Below are 17,553 nucleotides of genomic sequence, written 5' to 3' on the forward strand. Positions count from 1 at the left end.
TTTGGTTCATAATAGAGAATAATAGTATTTTGTATGTTTTTTAGCAGAAAGGTGTTTAGTAAATGAAACATTTAACAATCTTATCAAAAATTGAAAATTATATGGATCGATTTACGCAAGCCGAAAAGAAAATCGCTGTATATATAATGGAGCATGCTGAAATTGTCCCCAACTTAACGACTAAAGATATTTCTAACAATACTGGAGCCAGTGAAGCAAGTGTTGTTAGATTTTGTAAAACAATAGGAATCGGTAGTTTTAAAGCCTTTAAAATAGCATTAGTTCGAGATTTGACTGTAGCTGAAATGAATATTAATGATTTTTCTGTCATGGATAAGAAGGACACGCCTTATGATTTATTTAATAAAGTAACTTATGTAAATAAAGCTGCTATTGAAGCTACGGTATCAACTTTAGATAAAAGAGAATTAGAAAAAGCAACTGATGAAATTGTAAAAGCTAAGAAGATTATATTTTATGGAGTAGGCGGTTCTGCCGTATCAGCTATGGACGGAGCATATAAATTTGGGAAAATTGGCTATCATGCCATTATGTCTCCCGACTTCCATATGGTAATTACTTTAGTAGGTCATATGGAAGAAGGCGATATTTTTGTTGCCGTTTCTAATTCAGGGAAAACAAAGGATGTATTAGAGCTTGCTCGTTTTGCTAAGAAAAAGGGAGCAACGATCATTGCGATTACTAAGCTTGGCAAGTCTCCGTTATTTAAGGAAGCTGATATCAAGCTATGCACACCTGACATGGAACAAGATATTCGAATAGGAAGTATAGGTTCTAAAATGGCACAACAAAATATAATCGATTCATTATATGTCATATGCTTTAACCGAATCGGTAACAAAGTTTCTCGTAAACTTCATGAGTATAGTGAAGAAGCAGGAAAACTAAGAAGGTAATCTGAATCTAGTCAAGGGAAGATAGGTAAAAAACTTTTACTTATCTTCTTTTTTGTTAATAGATATAGGAAAAAAATGTAAAAATTTGAAGAGCGATTTTTCGGTATATAGTTACAATTACATGTATTACATGATTAAATTTATTTTTAATGTAATTTTAATAATTCTAAAGTGCTAAATTTAAAAATTAGTTTAAAAGAATAATATAAGACTAAAGAACGTAATGTCGAAAAAGCAAGTTATAAAAACTGACGAATTTCGTCATTTTTCTTTGATGTATAGTAAATTTTTTGTAAGATTATTGCGAATTTTGTAATTATTTGATGAATAAAACCCTCTATAATCACAAGAATTTTTAGAATATTATTAAAATGTACTTTGAAAATTATTAAGGGGGGCTTATTTTGAATAAGTTTGTTGTAACTAGTTTTGCATCAGTAATGGTTGCCGGAACTTTATTTTCTGGAATTCCATTAAAAACAGCATCATCTGAAAGCTTAAGTAAAGTACATAGTGCATTAGCTAAGCATTCAGAAAGTACATTAGATTTGTCATTAGTTAACGATGAAAAGTTATTAGCTGCATTAATTAAACGTGGTGTGGTTTCTGAGAATGCTTCTGAAGCTCAGAAACAAGCTGCATTACAAAGTTATTTAGCGGTTAAAGGTCAAGTGGATCAAGTAACAGAAAAAGATCCAATTGCAAGCAAAGTAAAAAAAGCAGATGCTGCTAAACACAGTGAATTCAAAGACTTTAATAATGGCCTATTACACGGAAACGGTAATAAATTTGGTCAATTAAAAGGTACTCCTGATCCAGTTCAAGAGTCAGCTTCACCAGGGGTTCAAAAGAAGGGTAAACTTCTAACATTAATGGTAGAGTTTTCTGATGTTCCTCATAACAATATTAAGAAGAATGAAACAGACAACTGGTACCCAGATTTTACTCAACAACACTATGAAGATATGATTTTTGGTAAAAATGGTGTGAAAGGTCCAAACGGAGAAACTTTCCTTTCACAAAAACAATATTATGAACAACAATCTGGTGGAACTTATACAATTGATGGTAAAGCATATGGTTGGTTAAAAGTACCAGGAACTGCTGCATATTACGGAAAAGATTCTGCAACTGGACATGATAACGTAACACCAGGTGGATCAAAACAACTAGTAATTGATGCTTATGCTGCTGCTAAAGCTGCCGGCGTTCCTTTACAAGATTACGATTTAGAAGATCCACATGATTTAGATGGAGATGGCAACTATTGGGAGCCAGATGGTTTAGTTGATCACCTTCAAATCATTCACTCAGGTATGGGACAAGAAGCTGGCGGTGGAGCACAAGGAGACAATGCAATTTGGTCTCACCGTTCTGCTAAATTCGTTGACCCAGATGGACTTGGAAAAGGTTTACCTGGTTTCTATGACTACACAATGATGCCAGAAGATGGTGCAACAGGCGTATTTGCACACGAATATGGACATGATTTAGGTTTACCAGATGAGTACGATACAATTTACTCTGGTGCTGGTGAAGCTGTTGAATATTGGTCAATCATGTCAGCTGGTTCTTGGGCTGGAACGATCCCTGGAACAGAGCCAACAGGTTTCTCTCCATGGGCAAAATCATATTTCCAATCAACTTTAGGTGGAAAATGGACTAATCCAACTGTTGTAAACTGGGAAGATGTATCTACAAAAGGTACTCAATTCTTATTAGATCAAGCAAATTCACCACTTGGACAAAACAACCAAGCTATTCAAGTGAATTTACCGAAAAAAGTAACACCTATTAATAAACCAGCTGCTGGCACTTATGAGTATTGGGGTGGACAAGCAGATGAAATGGATAACAGTATGGTTACTTCTGTAGATTTAACTGGTAAAGCTTCAGCAACTTTAACTTTTGACGCTTGGTACGATATGGAAGAACAATGGGATTTCGCGTTTGTTCAAGTTTCAACTGATAATGGAGCAACTTGGAAATCATTAGGTAACAGCCACACTAGAAGTGATGTTGTAGCTGAAGGATATCCAACAATCCTTAATTCAATGCCTGGTTTCACTGGGAAATCAAATGGATGGGAAACACAAAGCTTTGATTTATCAGCTTACAAAGGTAAAAAAATTCAGCTTCGCTTACGTTCTGCAACTGACTGGGGTACTTCAAACGTTGGTTTCTTCGCAGATAATATCAAAGTAGTAGCAGATGGAGCTACAATTGTTGATGATGGTGCTGAAAATGCAACTTCTCCATTTACTTTAAAAGGATTTTCTAAATTTGACGGTAACAAATATTCAAATCATTACTACTTATTAGAATGGCGTAACCATAAAGGTGCTGACGAAGGTTTAGCTCATATCAAACGCGGAAACTCTCTATTAAGCTATGATGGCGGTTTAGTAGTATGGTATGTTGATGATACATTTACTGAAAACTGGACAGGTATTCACCCAGGTGATGGTTTCTTAGGTGTTGTTGATGCTCACGACGATACAAACTTATTATGGAACTATGGCGCTGAAGCATCTTCTCGTTTCCATGTAGCGGATGCAGCATTCGGATTAAATCCAACATCAGGTTATGACATTTCTTATGCAACAGGACAAGCATTTACATCTCCAAGTCAAGAAGCTGTCTCTTTATTTAACGATAGCAAAGACTACAATAATGCATTCTTACCAGATGCTGGTCGTAACATTGGACACTATGGTTTAAAAGTTCGTGTTAATGGTCAATCTACTGACAGATCAGTTGGATCAATCGTAGTTTATAAATAATGATGAACTTAAGAAAGGCAACTTAATGTTGTCTTTCTTTTTTTGTTTTTAAGTGATTAATAGCAAACCATTAGGCAAACTAAAAGTATATTACTTTAATGTGAAATGTAATTTCGTGTATTTATAGAGTTGTATTGACTTTTTATTTCGGAAGTTTAAAATGATAACCAAATAGTATAAATCTAATAGTAGGAAGAAGGAAAGAGACTATGCTAGGTATATCAATCTATTTATCTGAAAAAAATGTTGAGAAGAATAAAAAATATATCGAAATAGCAAAACAAAATGGATTTCATTCAATTTTTACATCGTTACACATACCAGAAGATGACCCTTCAACTTATAAATCACTTCTTCAACTACTTGGTACATGGGCAATTGAAAATGAAATGGAGCTTATGGCAGATATTTCAGCAAAATCGCTTACACATTTAGGGTTAGATTACTCATCCGTTAGCGAATTACAAAATTGGGGAGTTACCGGATTACGAGTAGATTACGGATTAAATGAAAAACAAATAGCAGACCTTTCTAAAAAAATGAAGATTGCACTGAATGCTAGTACACTTACGTCTGCATTTTTAGACGAATTGCTTAAGTGCGGATTACAAACTAAAAATGTAGAAGCTTGGCATAATTTTTATCCCCGTCCAGAAACCGGATTAGCAACGACTTATTTAATCGAAAAAAACAAATGGTTAAAAAGCTTCGGAATTACAACAATGGCATTTATCCCTGGAAATGATGAAATGAGAGGACCGCTTTTTAAAGGACTACCAACATTAGAAAAACATCGTGGAATGAACCCTCTGTTAGCTTACCTAGACCTAACTCAAAACTGTTACATTGATAAAGTTTTAGTTGGTGATATTAGTATAAAAATAGAAACGATGAAGTCTCTTTCAAAAACAAAGGATCTTATTGAATTAAGATATAAACCATCTTCACAAGAAGATGAAATCCTTTCCATTGTAGAGCAAGTTCATACGAATCGAGAAGATCCCGCACGTGATGTCATTCGATCTATGGAGTCTAGACTATATGGAAGCTTTGGTAAGAATAGTTTAAAGCCAGTAAATACGATTACTCGCTCAGTTGGCTCTGTGACAATTGATAATGAATTATATGGTAGATATGGGGGTGAGCTACAAATTATGCTTACTAATCTACCAAGTGATGAGAAAGTAAATGTAATAGGAATGATTATTGAAGACGATTTATCGTTATTACAATATATTGGAGCGGGTAAGAAGTTTAAGTTAAAGCGTGTTTAAATAACACGCCAGAGTGTTGAAATATAAAGACGTCAATAGGGAAAACGGACTTAAAATGAACATTTAATAATGATGAATTTAGCATTTTTATGGTTTTAAATGTAAATGTGTTTGAGCGATTTTATTTTCTAACAATACTAGTAATGATTTTTTTAGAAGTTAAAAAACAAATTCGATTGTTTAGTTTAATAATTTTTCGATATTAATTGATCTATAAGCTGATTAAATACAACAGTTAGATTACTCTAAGTAAAGGCTATTTGACTAGTATTTATTGCAGACTTTTTTTGATTGAATAAGTTGATTAGAACGGAGGGGTGATCGACTCCTATGGGATTAGCGGGAAGGCTGAGACCCCACAGGCTTGCCGAGGAGGCTCAGGTCTCGCCCCATGGAAAGCGAGCACCCTGTAGTGGAAATCAACATCACTCTACTCCTTTTACGAAAATTTGATCATTAATTGACAAGGTAGTTTTTCAACAGCATGGCGTGTTTAAATAACACGCTTCTTTTTGTAAGGTTAGACTGAACTATTTAGAAACGGTATGATAAAGATACTTACAAAAATATTAGTTCTGAATGGTCGTGAAAAAATGGACGATAAGTATTATGATGACCTACTGAATATAAAAACAGAGGGAGAGCAAAAAGGATTTAACGAATCTTTTCATTATCATCGGTATGAGCCAACACCTTACAGCGCTTTACAACAACTATTTAAACAATACACACTTTCTAGCAATGACAGAATAGTTGATTTCGGATGCGGTAAAGGACGATTAAATTTCTACATTAATAGCTTGTTTAATGCTACTGTTGTTGGGATTGAAATGAGTGAAAAATATTATAATGAAGCAACGGAAAATAAAAAGAAATACATAAAAAAAACAAAGACAAGCGAAGACAAGATCCTGTTTTATTGCTGCTTAGCTGAAGATTATCAAATTAATCCATTAGATAATTGTTTCTATTTTTTTAATCCATTTTCAATCCAAATATTTATGAATATCATAAATAATATTTTAATTTCAGTTGAGCAATCAAAAAGACAGATTGAAATTATTTTGTATTATAGTTCTGATGATTATATTTATTTTTTAGAAAACCAGACTGCCTTTGAATTGAAACAAGAGATTCTATTAGCTGATACTTATACGAAAAATCAAAATGAAAGATTTTTAGTCTATCGATTAACTTACTAATTTTATAAGTTTCAAGGATTTATTGGTCGTTATGGAGAATTTTTAAGTGGGATAACAGTAAATTAAATAGTCGGAAGGAAGAGTTCAATTTGAAAAACATTAATCCTTTTATAGAATCATTTAAAAGTACAAACCAACAATTAGCGGGTAATGGATTCAGAAATATTCAAGTACTAAAGGATGCTCTAAACGAATTCAATGGTAATGAAGAAAGCGACCTTTATGGAGCAGGTAATTTTATTGAAGATTTTCAAAACAAAATGGCAGAGTTTTTAGGTAAGGAATCAGCAGTGTTTTTTCCGAGCGGTACGATGGCACAGCAAATCGCATTACGAATTTGGTGCGATCAAAAAGGAATTAATAAAGTTGCTTATCATCCTTTATCACATTTAGAAATTCATGAAGAAGATGGTTTGAAAAAATTACATAATATACAGCCTATTTTATTAGCAGATAAAAGTCGTGTTATTGAGTTAGAGGATGTTTTAGCAATGGATGAGGAAATCTCTTGTTTATTACTAGAATTACCACAACGCGAAATTGGTGGACAACTACCTTCATATGAAATACTAGAATCAATTTCTTCATACTGCCGTGAAAAGGGAATTAAATTGCATTTAGATGGTGCTAGATTAATGGAAATTCTCCCATACTATAAGAAGACAGCTTCTGAATTATGCAGCTTATTTGATAGTGTATATATGTCATTTTATAAAGGGATCGGGGGAGTAGCGGGAGCAATTCTTGCTGGTGACCGAGATTTTACAGTAGAATCAAAAGTTTGGAAAAGAAGACATGGAGGAGATTTAATTAGTCTTTATCCTTACATAATAAGTGCAAATTTTTATTTTGATCAAAGAGCAAATAAGATGGGGCAATACTATGAAGATGCAGTAGAGTTAGCCAATTTTTTTAATAGTTGCCAAGCAATTAATACTGTCCCAACTATTCCTGTTTCTAATATGTTTCATGTCCATTTTAATGCTCCGATCGAAAAGGTTAAAAACATACTTCAAGCGATTCATGAAGAAACAAAAATTGGTATTACAGGTAACTTAAGACCAGTTAATGAGGAAGTTTGTTATTGCGAAATTAGTATTGGAGATTTATATTCAACAATCTCTAAAGAGGATCTTCACAGTATTTTTAATAAATTAAACCAAGAAATGAAATCACTATAAACCAAAATTGTTTAAGCAATGAATTTTTAATATAAACGAAAAAGGGAGTTGACTTAAATGCAAAAAATTACAACGTTCTTAATGTTTGAAGGACAAGCAGAAGAAGCAATGAATTTTTATATGTCACTATTTAACAATTCAGAGGTTATGAATATGACGCGTTATGGAGCAGATATGGGTGAGTTTGAAGGGAAAGTAATACACGCTACTTTCACATTAAACGGCCAACAATTTATGTGCATTGATAGTACCGTTAAACATAAATTTACGTTTACACCAGCTGTTTCATTATATGTGACTTGTGAAACAAATGAAGAAATTGAAAATGCATATAAACAATTAAGTCAAGATGGTGAAGTATTAATGCCTTTGCAATCATATCCATTCAGTGAAAAGTTTGTATGGGTGAATGACAAATATGGTGTTTCTTGGCAATTAACTCTCGCGAAAAATGAATAAAGAACTGTAAGAATAAATCGTGTTGGAAACAGTGACACGATTTTTTTTATTGTCAGTAGTCCTATTTTTAACAAATCGGCCACTATTTTTATAATAGCAAGTTTAAAATAAGAAGATTTATTGCAAACTTTTACTATATGAATTTTTATAAAGGTGAGAAATTAACTATATGAATGAAGTAAATATGATTACTGAAAAACAATTTGACGAGCAATTAATTAATAAATATGCAAGTTTAATGGCATTAGGTAATGGTTACTTAGGTTTGAGATCTTGTCATGAAGAAGACTATAAAGGACAAACTAGGGGGATGTATATAGCAGGTATCTATAATCAGTTATCTCCAAGTCAAACGACAAAGATTGTGAATCTTCCAGATCTGATTGGAATGGAAATAGAAATAAATGGTGATATTTTTTCAAATGCAACTGGTCAATTTACATTTTATGATCGAAAATTAAATATGCTGACTGGCGAATTAATAAGAGAAGTAATTTGGAAGAATAAAGATGGAAATCGATTCCACTTTTTATTTCAGCGTTTTGTTTCAAAGGATGATTTGCATTTACTTGCTTCAAAGATTACTGTTACAGCTTTAGATTGTAACGCCATAATTAAAATAAAAACAGGTATTAATGCAGAGTGTGTCAGTCAACAAAAGAATGAACTTACAGAAGAATTAGTAAGAATAATGGATAAAAGAATTATGCATGGTGTTTATCAAACGACTGAGACTAAACATAAAATTGCGATCGCAACATGCTGTTTAACTCCTGATGAGAGTGAAGTTTCATATTTTACGTTAAATAATCAGCTTCTAGCATCAATTACACAAGATCTCGTAGTTGATCGAACTGTTGAGTTTTCAAAAATTAGCTCAGTTTATACCTCAAATGATATGTTACGAGAAGAACCTTCAGCAGCTAGTGTTAATACTTTACAGAAATTTTTATCAGAGGGTTATGATAATTTGAGAAATAGTACGGCAATCAAATGGCAGGATTTTTGGAAACAAAAAAGAGTAGTCATAGCATCAAAGGATCAAGCTGATCAGTTAGCTCTTGATTTTTCTTTATACCATATAGAAGCAATGACTCCTGGACATGATGATCGATTGAGTATAGGCGCAAGGGGGTTAACTGGTGAGGGAAATAATGGTTTAATTTTTTGGGATACAGAGATGTTTATTGCACCGTTTCACTTATTTACTGAACCAGATATTGCTAAAAGATTACTAAGATATCGCTATCATCATATTAAAGAAGCAAAAGTAAATGCATTCCAATCAGGTTATGAGGGTACTTTATTTCCTTGGGCAAGTGCTTTTTCCGGAAAAGAAGAAACGCAAAAAGGTTCAGCGAATAATACAAAACCCGAGATCGTACATAGCTCAAATTTAGCAAAATCAAGTGAACATATTGTAGCTGATATTGCATTTTCTGTCGTACAATATTATGAAAATACGCTAGATGAAAGCTTTATGGCCAATGATGGACTAGAGCTACTCAAAGAAACTGCACGCTTTTGGGTGAGTAGGACAACAGATACAAATGGCGATTTAATGATTAAAAATGTCATCGGCCCAGACGAGTACACAGATCAAGTAGATAATAATGCTTATACAAATTACATGGCTTTTTATAATGTGCAGAATGCGTTAAATTATATGGGAAAATATAACGATCCTGATGCAGAATTACAGCAAAAATGTACTGATTTTTTAAAACGATTATATTTACCAAGCCAAAATGATGAAAATGTCATCCCACAAGATGATACATTTTTAAGTAAACCCGAGATTGATTTAACGGAATATAGACAATCCATTGCAGGTCGGGAAATTCTATTAGATTATTCCCTACAAGAACTTTATGAACTACAAGTGTTAAAACAAGCTGATGTTGTCATGCTGCTCTATCTTTTCCCAGATTTATTTTCAACGGAAATCGCTAAAAAGAACTTAGAATACTACGAAGAGCGTACTGTTCATGATTCTCCAATAAGTAAAGCTATTCATGCAATTGTTGCTGCAAGATGTGACTATCAAGAAGAGTCTTACCAATTATTTCAAGAAGGATGTTTAATCGATTTAGGCCCGAATCCAAAATCATCAGATGATGGAATTCATGCTGCGCCTATGGGAGCAAATTGGCTAGTTGCAATCTTTGGCTTTGCAAATATCTCCATGGACATAAATCGTTTAAAAATTGATCCAAAATTACCTTCAAATTGGGATAAAATGACTTTTCCTTTCCTATGGCAAGGAGCAAGACTTGAAATAACAATTGCCAAAAAATCGATAACAGTCACAAAGGAATACGGTCCACCAGTAGCATTAGAAATTAATGGTGAAACATTTAATTTAACAGATAAGATAAAGGTTTCTCTTTAAGAATCTAGGGAAAAGTGAAAAAACAAAGCACAATCTTACATTTAGATTGTGTTTTGTTTTAAATCTACTCTTCATACAATTCTAATGGTAAACCATCGGGATCATGGAAAAATGTAAATCTTTTATTCGTTAACTCGTCAATCCGAATTGGTTCTACAAAGACAGCATTTTGTTTTAAGTATTGAATACTTTCTTCTATATTAGTTACAGTAAAGGCTAAATGGCGTAACCCAGCTGCTTCTGGATTTGTATGTCGTTTCGGTGGATTAGGAAATGAAAATAGCTCAATTTGTCCATTTTTTCCTATACTTAAGTCCAGTTTATAAGAGTCGCGCTCCTCTCGATAGGTTTCCTTAATTACCTTACAACCTAATAAATTTATGTAAAAATGCTTAGACATTTCATAATTAGAACAAATAATTGCAACATGATGGATATTCTTAATTTCCATATTAAAACTCCTTTATTACTTTCATTAACTAAAACTTTCCTTAGTTTAACATGATTAGTCCGGTTTGAAAAAAGAATACATTCCATTTAGACAGTATAGTTCATAGTTTAAAGTGGAAAAATGAATAGTAATACTGTGAAACTGGACAAAAATTCAAAAAAAATAATGGGAATAATCTCCCATTAAGTTTTAGAAATTTATCTTCTTCTTTTTTTATCATCTTTTGCTAAAACCTGTACTTTCTTAATAACTTCTAGTTCTACTATTACATGCACATGTTTATCATTTATTTGATTAACACTTAATACTTTACCTTTTCGACCTTTAATGGAAATAGTATCTCCTTCAGAGGGGACATTTTTGAGTAGTTGGTTTAATAGTTCAACGTTTTTCTCGATATAATGAACTACAATCATATAGCTTCAACTCCTCTAATCATTCTTATCTTTATACCATATTTAAGATTAAATAAAATAAGAACAAATTTAAGCTGATTATTTAACAATACAAGTTCATATATTAAGGAATAACTTCAAATATAAGACTGCTGTTTTATTTTTAAAAAATTCTAACAAATTCTTTCTATTTTAAAAGTTATTTAATACAATTTAAGAAAATAACAGATTGTGAGGGAGCCAATGCATAAGAAAATTTTATCAATAATTGTGATAAGTATGCTTTTAGTAGGATGTAAGCATGGCGAAAAGTCTGTAAAAACAGTTAAAAATGATGATAAAAATCCTTCGAATGAACATGTAATTGATAAAGGAGAAATTGATACGATTTATGCTCCTTTAAGTGGATTACCAATAAGTCAGGCTAGTGAACAAAGACCTGTTGCAGTTATGGTTAATAATTATTATTTAGCTAGACCTCAAAGTGGATTAAGTAATGCTGATGTTGTTTATGAAATTTTAGCAGAAGGAGATATTACAAGATTTCTAGCTATTTTTCAAAGCAATATACCAGAGAAAATAGGTCCTGTAAGAAGTGCGAGAGATTATTACATCAATTTGGCAAACGGTTATCATGCATTATTTATATGTCACGGAAATAGTCCTAAAGCGAAACAAATGATGGATTCAGGGATGATCGATGCATTAAACGGACTGATCTACGACGGTACGTTATTTAAAAGAGACAAAACGAGAAAAGCACCTCACAATTCTTATATTTTAAAAGAGGGGATTGAAAAAGGAGTTGCTCAAAGACATTACTCTTATTCAGAAAAAGTTACTCCATTAGATTTTACGCAGAAAGACCTAGTATTTGATAACTCTTGGAAAAATGCTGGTGAAGTATTTATAAAATACTCTCATGATGCGAGAAATAACGTGACTTACAAGTATTTGAATTCAACTAAGCAATTTCAGCGAGTTCAAAATGGCATTGTCGCAATGGATGCTTTGAACGGGAAAGAACTTCAAATTAAAAATATTTTAGTTGTAGAAGCGCCCCATAAAATTATTGATAGCTATGGTCGCCGTTCAATAGATATCGAACATGGAGGAAAAGGATATTATATTGTAGATGGAAAGTATATGAATATACAATGGAAGAATGTAGATGGTCGAATCATTCCGTTTACAGTAGATGGAACTGAAATAAAACTTTCACCAGGTCAAACTTGGATTAACTTTGTTCCATTTTTAAAAGATGTAACAATTAAATAAAGTACACTAAAGCAGATAATTTATATAATTATCTGTTTTTTATTGTTAAAGGATGAAAAGTAACACCGCCTAATGAATGTTTAAAAGTTGCATTTAATAAGCTGTAACTATGTTTGACCAAATAAATTTACGATGTTACGATAAAAAATATTATTCGTATATATGGTAGGAAGGGGGCGCAGGAAGTGGCTAGTAAAATTGAAAATTTAGGATTAGTAAATGAGCGTTATCAAAATCTAAAAGCTGACTGTGAGAGTTGTTTTGGTCTATGCTGTGTCGCTTTACCTTTTGCTGCCTCGGCTGATTTTGCTAATGATAAAATTGCAGGCAAAGCTTGCCATAATTTACAATCAGACTTTCGTTGCGGAGTTCACAAGAATTTAAGAGAGTTAGGTTTCAAAGGCTGTACTGTTTTTGATTGCTTTGGAGCGGGACAAAAAGTCTCACAAGTAACCTTTAAAGGAAAAGACTGGCGACAAAATCCAGAATTGGCTAATGAGATGTATGAAGTATTTCCAATTATGAAGCAACTGCATGAAATGCTTTGGTATTTAAATGAATGTTTGACGATTAGTGCTGCAAGTGGGATTCATAATGAAATAAAAACAGTTTTAGATGAAACTGAAAAATTAACACTTATGGATCCTAAACTAATTCAAAACTTAGATATCACAGCCCACCGTGCAAAAGTTAACTCATTACTTTTACGTGCTAGTGAGATAGCAAGGACCGTGGCTTTGAAAAAATTTATCAACAATAAGAAGCGTCAAAAAACTACCGGTAGAGCATTAGACTTTATTGGTGCTAAATTAAAGGATGCGAATTTTGTCGGTGCTAACTTAAGAGGGGCCTATCTAATTGCCGCTGATTTAAAGGGAGCGGATTTAAGAGGTTCTGATCTAATTGGTGCAGACTTACGTGATGCTAATTTGAGTGGTGCGGACCTTACAGGAAGTATTTTTCTTACTCAAGCTCAAATTAACTCAGCAAAGGGAGATTATCACACTAGAATACCTGAAACACTTAAAAGACCATCTCATTGGTGAGAAAAAAAAATGGACCATTTTAATGGTTCATTTTTTATTATATACATACCAAGAAATAGCAATTAAGTAACCGATAAAAGGCGATATTCCATAACCCATAATCGGTACTGGGAAGTTTCCAAAAAAGCTTGAAAGAATACTAATTGAAAAATAGATCCCTAGACTAAATGATAATGGTTTTGCACTGGTTGGCGGAAATAGGAAAAATGGCATTAGTAAAATAAAAAGTGAAATTACCGCTAAGACTAGCCACCCGATTCCCATTTCCTTTACTAAACTTAAAATGTCCTCTACATAAGAAACTGGAGCAAGTTGATCTAAGTGAGACCAGCTAAAGATAATTAAAAGTATAAAAACAATTAAAAGGAGTATTTGAATGCTTTTATTCTTTTTTATATTTAGTAATAAAAATAAGATAGCAATTGTAAAAGCTGTTAGTTGAGATGCATCTGGTTGGAAAAGTAATAATACTGTAAAGAATATTGTAAAAACAAAAGGAACCCAAAATGGTTTTAATTTTATTAAGCTTGACAGTTGAATTATTAATAGCGGAACTAAACCTAAAGCGATATTAAATCTTAATGGACCAATTGCTATCCAGCGATGTACACCGTGTAGTCCATTGTCCAAAAAGGTAAGTAAAAATAATATGAGTATGCATGTAATGACAATGATATTTGTCTTTTTCGTTATGGTTCTCTTATCTCTTAACAGTACTAAAAAGGAAATGATGCCTCCTACAATACCAATTAAAATATTGTGACCGTAAATGGACGGGGACACTTGGTTATTAATCATGGCAAGTACTCCGATTATCATTGCTGGCATGGTTATGAGGAGTGGTAATATGTTTATTTTTTTGAAATTAAGCATCTCGTTCTAAATGGCCTTCCTTTACAATAGTTTTATATTTGTTGAATTATATTGCGTAGTTTCTCTAAACCCTCGGCTAAATCATTTTCGCTAACTAATGAGTAACTAATCCGAAATGAAGAGGTATCTGTATTGTTGTTAAAACAAGCTACACCAGGTAAAAATGAGATATTTTCATGATTAGCTTTTCTTAATAAATTAAAAATATCTAGATTGGATTTATGAAATGTAAGCCACAAATTAAAGCCCCCATCAGGTATCTGAAAATTCAATTGATCATTAAGTGATGAAAGTATTTCAACACTTGTATCACGCCGAATTTGTAGAGCAATTCGTAGTTTTTCAACGTGACTTCGCATTCGATCGGTTCGTAAAAATGGTAATATCGCTTTTTGGGTTAGTAAAGGGCTACCGACATCCATTGAAGCTTTAACTGCAAGTAGCCATTCCAAAACCGGTCCATTTGCTAGCATCGCAGCAATTCTAACTCCGGGTGCTAAAGTTTTACTAAATCCTTTAATATAGATGACGTGGTCTGATTGATCATAATATTTAATTGGGTAATATTGAAATGCTTTTTCGAAATAAATATCACTAAATGAATCGTCTTCAAGAATAAAAAAATGATACTGTTGTGCAAGTTCTATTAATTCTTTTCTACGATCATTACTCATTGAGATTCCAGTTGGGTTTTGAAAGGTAGGGTTAACATATATTAATTTTGGTGTAAATTTAATGCACATATCTTCAATTAAGTCTGATCGAATTCCCTCTTCATCCATCTCAACAGGTATAATATGAATCCCCTTATTTATAAAAATATCAAGTGCACCACCATAGCACGGACTCTCAACTATAATTGAATCCCCAGGTTTTAATAGTGCCTGTGCTACCAAGTCAATTCCTTGCTGAACCCCGCTTGTAATAATTAGATTTTCAGCTTTAGTTCTTATTTTTTGAAATTGATATAAATGTTTAATAATTTCCGTTCTTAATTCAATATCTCCTTGAACCGGTCCGTAAGTTGTTAATATTGACGCATCTTCTCTTAAAAGTTTTTGCATTTCATCTGCTAAAAATTTATTAGGAAGCAGACGTGGATACACAACTGCTTTTGAAAAATCATATTTTAACTGTTCTCTATTTATTAAATACTGAGATCTTACAATATTGATTCCTAAAGTCTGTTGCCAGTTATTACTTGGATCAACTTGTGATGTTTTTTTTACTTTCTTACTAATAAATACTCCTTTACCTGGCACAACCGTTACATAGCCGTTTGTTTCTAACCATTTATAAGCCTTTCTAACAGTTAAAAGGCTTATTGAAAGTTCTTCTGCCAATTTCCGTAAGGATGGTAATTTTTCGTTAGGTAAAAGTAGACCACTTTGAATGCTACCTGCAATTTGAGTGCTTACTTGGAGATAAATCGGAACTGTTGATTTTTTATGGATTTGAATTTTCATCTATTCACCACTAGTGTTTTAGTTTTAAATTAATTAAAAAAAGATCAATCGTCAATGGAAAAAGAGCTAACTGTTATATGCTCTATTATACTGTTATACTCCGACTTTAATATAATACTTTTATCAAAGGGGTGATGAGATGATCATTGTTAATTATATTTTTATTTGTCTTATTTTCGGTACAACTTTCCTAGCAATAAAATTCGGAATTGAGTCAGGCGTTTCACCATTATTTTCAGCAGGCATTCGATTTACATTAGCGGGACTGATTGTTATTTTATATTTCCTTCTTAAAGGGGTAAATGTGAAGAAATTTATTTTTTCAAAACGAATTATGTATATTGGATTTTGCTTAACTTTTATGACATTTTCAACATTATATTGGGCTGAGCAATATATAACATCCGGGTTAGCTGCAGTTTTATCTGCAACTGGTCCAATGATGATATTACTTTTCCAATTAAGGAGAGATAATAAGGGAATTGAGCGGAAACAACTAATTGCATTATTAATGGCTTTTGCAGGTGTAATTTTTGTCTGTTTACCTGGTATAAGTCAGCATGTCTCATACTTATGGGTTGCTGCTTGTATCGCAGTATTATTAGGAGAAGCTTTTTACGGATTTGGATCAATTTCCTCGAAAGAAATATTAACAGAATACAGTACTGTATCACCATTTTTAATCAATGCTTTTCAAATGTTATATGGAGGAATATTTCTACTATTCGTTTCGTTTTTAATAGAAAAACCGAAAATTGAAAGTTTAAGTTCTTGGGACGCCGTGTGGCCAATATTGTATCTTGTATTTATAGGTTCGATAGGGGGACATGGATTATACAGTTGGTTATTATCTAAAACGAACCCGGTCTTTCCCTCAACATGGCTTTATGTATCACCATTAATTGCAAGTGTCTTAGGTTATTTCGTAATGGACGAACCAATCAAACCAATTATGGCGATTGGTGGCATACTAATATTATCCGGTGTATTCATTGCAAATTGGTCAACGTTTTCTATGTATAGAAAGCAAGGTAGGCTTTTAAAAAAAGAAGTGAATATTTCAAAGTAATATCGTTAATTTGGAAACTGGAATTTGCAGTCTGTTCTTGAACGTAAAAAATCAAAGAAAATCCACTGGAAAATGAATAATCCTGTGGATTTTCTTATAATTAATTATGATTTTTGAACAAATGCCCATATGTAACCGTCTGGATCTCTTAAGCAAAATTCCTTATAGCCCCATGGTTGAACAGTAGGTTCTATAATGACTTTTTCTCCATTTGAGAAATCTAATGGCGTCAATTCTTTTTCCATTACACTTTCAAATAGTGGATCGACTTCATTTACGACTAATTGAAAGACTGCATCAGTTTTGGATTGCGTATCAGTAGGATGGAGCATTAGCTCGCCATTCCCTGCTTTAAACCAATACATACCATCGTGTCCTCTTAAATAGTCAAATCCAACTTTTTCATACCAGTTCTTAGAAGAGTTTGTGTCTTTACAAAAAATTACAATATCTAAAACTCCATTCATTTAATCAGCTCCTTTATATTTACTTTATTAACTATTCTTTGCAGAGCATATCCTAACCTTTTTTATCATTTAAAAATTAGAAAAGGATCATATTTCTAGTATTTCAGGTAAAGAGATTTTAATGCCTAGGGTTCTTGCAATCATCTCGTAACTAGCGTCAGTAGTTTCATATTATATTAACAAATTAATAGGGTTTTCTATACATTATCAGGCGACTAATGGAAAGTCTATTTTGATCGTTTGCCTATTAAAAATAGATTATGTTTAGAAGATTAATATAAATTGACAAAATTTTTCAGA

Annotated in this window: 15 protein-coding genes; 10 read left to right on the forward strand and 5 right to left on the reverse strand. The window is 32.5% G+C overall.

Features of this window, described 5'->3' with window-relative positions:
• The first annotated feature begins 62 nt into the window (after positions 1-62).
• The 7 genes from MY490_RS03095 (at position 63) to MY490_RS03125 (ending at position 10,208) form a co-directional block, all read left to right on the forward strand.
• A complete protein-coding gene (locus MY490_RS03095) occupies positions 63-917 on the forward strand; it encodes a MurR/RpiR family transcriptional regulator (protein ID WP_248267952.1) in 855 nt (284 codons plus the stop codon).
• Positions 918-1,321: 404 nt separating this feature from the next.
• A complete protein-coding gene (locus tag MY490_RS03100; RefSeq protein ID WP_248267953.1) occupies positions 1,322-3,700 on the forward strand; it encodes an immune inhibitor A domain-containing protein in 2,379 nt (792 codons plus the stop codon).
• Between the two features lie 209 nt (positions 3,701-3,909).
• Entirely contained in the window at positions 3,910-4,974 is a 1,065-nt protein-coding gene (locus tag MY490_RS03105) for a DUF871 domain-containing protein (protein WP_248267954.1), read from the forward strand.
• A gap of 593 nt (positions 4,975-5,567) precedes the next feature.
• Positions 5,568-6,176, forward strand: a complete 609-nt coding sequence (locus MY490_RS03110; protein WP_248267955.1) for a methyltransferase domain-containing protein — start codon at positions 5,568-5,570, stop codon at positions 6,174-6,176.
• Between the two features lie 89 nt (positions 6,177-6,265).
• On the forward strand, positions 6,266-7,357 hold the full coding sequence (locus tag MY490_RS03115; RefSeq protein ID WP_248267956.1) for a threonine aldolase family protein: 1,092 nt from the start codon (positions 6,266-6,268) through the stop codon (positions 7,355-7,357).
• Positions 7,358-7,414: 57 nt separating this feature from the next.
• Positions 7,415-7,816, forward strand: coding sequence for a VOC family protein (locus MY490_RS03120; RefSeq protein ID WP_248267957.1), 402 nt, complete (start codon positions 7,415-7,417; stop codon positions 7,814-7,816).
• A gap of 169 nt (positions 7,817-7,985) precedes the next feature.
• Positions 7,986-10,208: a glycoside hydrolase family 65 protein gene (locus tag MY490_RS03125; protein WP_248267958.1), complete on the forward strand. Its 2,223-nt coding sequence runs from the start codon at positions 7,986-7,988 to the stop codon at positions 10,206-10,208.
• 64 nt (positions 10,209-10,272) lie between these two features.
• Here MY490_RS03125 and gloA2 read toward each other — a convergent pair whose 3' ends face one another.
• Both gloA2 and MY490_RS03135 read right to left on the reverse strand, forming a co-directional pair.
• Positions 10,273-10,659 (reverse strand): SMU1112c/YaeR family gloxylase I-like metalloprotein, encoded by a 387-nt coding sequence (gene gloA2, locus MY490_RS03130; RefSeq protein WP_248267959.1) that lies wholly within the window; start codon positions 10,657-10,659, stop codon positions 10,273-10,275.
• A gap of 197 nt (positions 10,660-10,856) precedes the next feature.
• Positions 10,857-11,075, reverse strand: a complete 219-nt coding sequence (locus MY490_RS03135) for a hypothetical protein (protein ID WP_056468254.1) — start codon at positions 11,073-11,075, stop codon at positions 10,857-10,859.
• A gap of 222 nt (positions 11,076-11,297) precedes the next feature.
• Here MY490_RS03135 and MY490_RS03140 point away from each other — a divergent pair, with 222 nt between their 5' ends.
• Both MY490_RS03140 and MY490_RS03145 read left to right on the forward strand, forming a co-directional pair.
• Positions 11,298-12,332 (forward strand): DUF3048 domain-containing protein, encoded by a 1,035-nt coding sequence (locus MY490_RS03140; RefSeq protein WP_248267960.1) that lies wholly within the window; start codon positions 11,298-11,300, stop codon positions 12,330-12,332.
• 185 nt (positions 12,333-12,517) lie between these two features.
• Entirely contained in the window at positions 12,518-13,378 is an 861-nt protein-coding gene (locus MY490_RS03145) for a pentapeptide repeat-containing protein (RefSeq protein ID WP_248267961.1), read from the forward strand.
• Between the two features lie 27 nt (positions 13,379-13,405).
• Here the strand turns inward: MY490_RS03145 and MY490_RS03150 are convergent, their stop codons facing one another.
• Together MY490_RS03150 and MY490_RS03155 are read right to left on the reverse strand one after the other, a co-directional pair.
• On the reverse strand, positions 13,406-14,176 hold the full coding sequence (locus MY490_RS03150) for an FtsW/RodA/SpoVE family cell cycle protein (protein WP_248267962.1): 771 nt from the start codon (positions 14,174-14,176) through the stop codon (positions 13,406-13,408).
• A gap of 107 nt (positions 14,177-14,283) precedes the next feature.
• Positions 14,284-15,717, reverse strand: a complete 1,434-nt coding sequence (locus tag MY490_RS03155; RefSeq protein WP_248267963.1) for a MocR-like pyridoxine biosynthesis transcription factor PdxR — start codon at positions 15,715-15,717, stop codon at positions 14,284-14,286.
• A gap of 139 nt (positions 15,718-15,856) precedes the next feature.
• Here MY490_RS03155 and MY490_RS03160 point away from each other — a divergent pair, with 139 nt between their 5' ends.
• Positions 15,857-16,786 carry a DMT family transporter gene (locus tag MY490_RS03160; protein WP_248267964.1) on the forward strand — a complete coding sequence of 310 codons (930 nt, stop codon included), beginning with the start codon at positions 15,857-15,859 and terminating at the stop codon, positions 16,784-16,786.
• Positions 16,787-16,890: 104 nt separating this feature from the next.
• On the opposite strand, the gene MY490_RS03165 is transcribed toward MY490_RS03160, so the two are convergent.
• Entirely contained in the window at positions 16,891-17,253 is a 363-nt protein-coding gene (locus MY490_RS03165; RefSeq protein ID WP_248267965.1) for a VOC family protein, read from the reverse strand.
• Positions 17,254-17,553 lie beyond the last annotated feature (300 nt).

The sequence above is a fragment of the Gottfriedia acidiceleris genome (assembly GCF_023115465.1).
Taxonomy (GTDB): domain Bacteria; phylum Bacillota; class Bacilli; order Bacillales; family Bacillaceae_G; genus Gottfriedia; species Gottfriedia acidiceleris_B.

Bases quoted from the DNA above. Each gene is read 5' to 3' on its own strand.
- MY490_RS03165 (WP_248267965.1), bottom strand. From the start codon at position 17,253: ATGAATGGAGTTTTAGATATTGTAATTTTTTGTAAAGACACAAACTCT.
- gloA2 (WP_248267959.1), bottom strand. From the start codon at position 10,659: ATGGAAATTAAGAATATCCATCATGTTGCAATTATTTGTTCTAATTAT.
- MY490_RS03120 (WP_248267957.1), top strand. From the start codon at position 7,415: ATGCAAAAAATTACAACGTTCTTAATGTTTGAAGGACAAGCAGAAGAA.
- MY490_RS03135 (WP_056468254.1), bottom strand. From the start codon at position 11,075: ATGATTGTAGTTCATTATATCGAGAAAAACGTTGAACTATTAAACCAA.
- MY490_RS03140 (WP_248267960.1), top strand. From the start codon at position 11,298: ATGCATAAGAAAATTTTATCAATAATTGTGATAAGTATGCTTTTAGTA.
- MY490_RS03095 (WP_248267952.1), top strand. From the start codon at position 63: ATGAAACATTTAACAATCTTATCAAAAATTGAAAATTATATGGATCGA.
- MY490_RS03110 (WP_248267955.1), top strand. From the start codon at position 5,568: ATGGACGATAAGTATTATGATGACCTACTGAATATAAAAACAGAGGGA.
- MY490_RS03150 (WP_248267962.1), bottom strand. From the start codon at position 14,176: ATGATTAATAACCAAGTGTCCCCGTCCATTTACGGTCACAATATTTTA.
- MY490_RS03105 (WP_248267954.1), top strand. From the start codon at position 3,910: ATGCTAGGTATATCAATCTATTTATCTGAAAAAAATGTTGAGAAGAAT.
- MY490_RS03160 (WP_248267964.1), top strand. From the start codon at position 15,857: ATGATCATTGTTAATTATATTTTTATTTGTCTTATTTTCGGTACAACT.
- MY490_RS03125 (WP_248267958.1), top strand. From the start codon at position 7,986: ATGAATGAAGTAAATATGATTACTGAAAAACAATTTGACGAGCAATTA.
- MY490_RS03155 (WP_248267963.1), bottom strand. From the start codon at position 15,717: ATGAAAATTCAAATCCATAAAAAATCAACAGTTCCGATTTATCTCCAA.